This window comes from Rhizomonospora bruguierae (assembly GCF_018397995.1).
GTDB lineage: Bacteria > Actinomycetota > Actinomycetes > Mycobacteriales > Micromonosporaceae > Rhizomonospora > Rhizomonospora bruguierae.
Window position 1 is genome coordinate 1 of sequence record NZ_BBQH01000141.1, and the last position, 1,680, is coordinate 1,680.

Here is a 1,680-nt window from a genome sequence, read left to right on the forward strand (position 1 = left end):
CCTGAATCCGTGGATCGGACTCTGGGAGTGTAGTCGGGTTGATCTTGCCGATTGAGGGTGTGATGGATCCGCTGGCCCTGGTCCAGCCTGCTCGATTACGTCGTGTTGGGGCAGTTCGGTGTGGGTGTTGCATGTGAAGCGTGCGGCGATGGCGGCCCCATGTCAGGTGAACACGGCCTTCCACAAGGTGAGCCAGGCGCCGGCGCGGGGCCAGCGGCGGGGTAGGTGCAGCACGGGTCGGCGTTGCGGCCGGGCGAGACGGGCCGGGATATTGATCAGGTGGGTGCGCAGGGTGGCGCCCCGGGCCACCGTGTAGCGGGTGGTCGCGGTGAGGGTGCCGGCTGCGCGGAGCAGGTTGTGGCAGATCGCGGCGAGGATGCACCAGGCGGCGTTGGCGGCGAACACACCGGAGGGTTGGTGGGCCCAGGGTCCGTCGATCAGGTCGGACCAGACGGTCTCGCAGACGGCGTGCCGGCGGTGGGTGATGTCGGCCTGGTCGATCGGCTCGGTGTTGTTGGTGAAGACAGGGTGGTAACGCCAGACGGGAAACAGGGGGTCCTGGGTGTTGGCGTCCAGGACGCGGCGCACGAGCAGGCGTGCGGTGTGCCGGTGGCGGGTGTCGGCGAACGCGGTGTAGGTGGTTTCGGCGACCTGGGCGTCGGAGATCAACTGTCCGGTATCGGGGTCGACGACCGCGCCGGGATAGCGCACGGGCGTGTACTGCTCATCGGGAATGGAGGCGATCGCGGCGGCCACGGCCGGGTTGGTGGCGATGGTGAAGGAGAACATCGCCCCGGTGGCCGCGACCGCGGCGACGATCTTGCCGTTGCAGAAGGCCGAGTCACCTCGGACCAGGATGTCGTATGCCCGCGCACCTGCCTGCTGGGCGGTGTTGATCGCCTCGGTGAGCATGGACGCGGCGCCTTTGGCCGATCCGGCGCGTCCGGCCCGCAGCCGGACGGCGGCCAACACCGGAGCCGCCGTGGGAGTGCTGAGGGTCACGGCCAGAGGTGACAAGCCCTTACGCAGGATGGGCTTGCCCGCGATTTTCGTGTGTCCGTAGGAGGCACCCTGCTTGGCGTGGCCGTATACCGGGCGCAGCAGCGAGTCGATATCGAGCAGGCACCGTTGGTCGATGCCGTCCAGCACGGGGGTCTGCTCGGACAGGGCGATCAGGTGCCGGCGCAGCACCGCCGACAGTTGCCGGGTATGGCCGTGAGTGAACTCCCGCAGCAGGATCCCCAACGTGGCCGAGGCGTAGACCCCGCCGAAGACCTGCTTCATCCCACCAGCACGGATCATGTCCAGGTCATCGATGGTGTCAGCCCCGGCGGCCATCCCGGCGATGATCGCAACGAGTTTCGGCGTCGTGTTGGCCGCACCCGATCTGACCCGCTCGCAGCCGAACCGCACATGCTCGTCCAGCAGCCGCGACAACCCGGTCCGCTCGGCCAGCGCCAGCAGCGGTACGAGGCCCGCGTGCGACACGAGGTTGTCCTCATCGAAGATCGCGCGGTCACCACGCCAAGAGTGAGATCCTTGCACCGAGAGTGCCCTTCCGAGCCGGTCTGATCGAGTCCTAGACAAACCCGATCGTCCCAGCCCAGAGGGCACTCTCGTCACATCTCCACGCCGTCACCGGCACCAGATGCACCGGCCGGTCCACGGATTCAGGCTTAG

General features: G+C 67.8%; 1 protein-coding gene. It reads right to left on the reverse strand.

What is annotated here, in order from left to right:
* Positions 1-162 precede the first annotated feature (162 nt).
* Positions 163-1,545: an IS1380 family transposase gene (locus KJS59_RS30505; RefSeq protein WP_213457444.1), complete on the reverse strand. Its 1,383-nt coding sequence runs from the start codon at positions 1,543-1,545 to the stop codon at positions 163-165.
* Between the last annotated feature and the right edge of the window lie 135 nt (positions 1,546-1,680).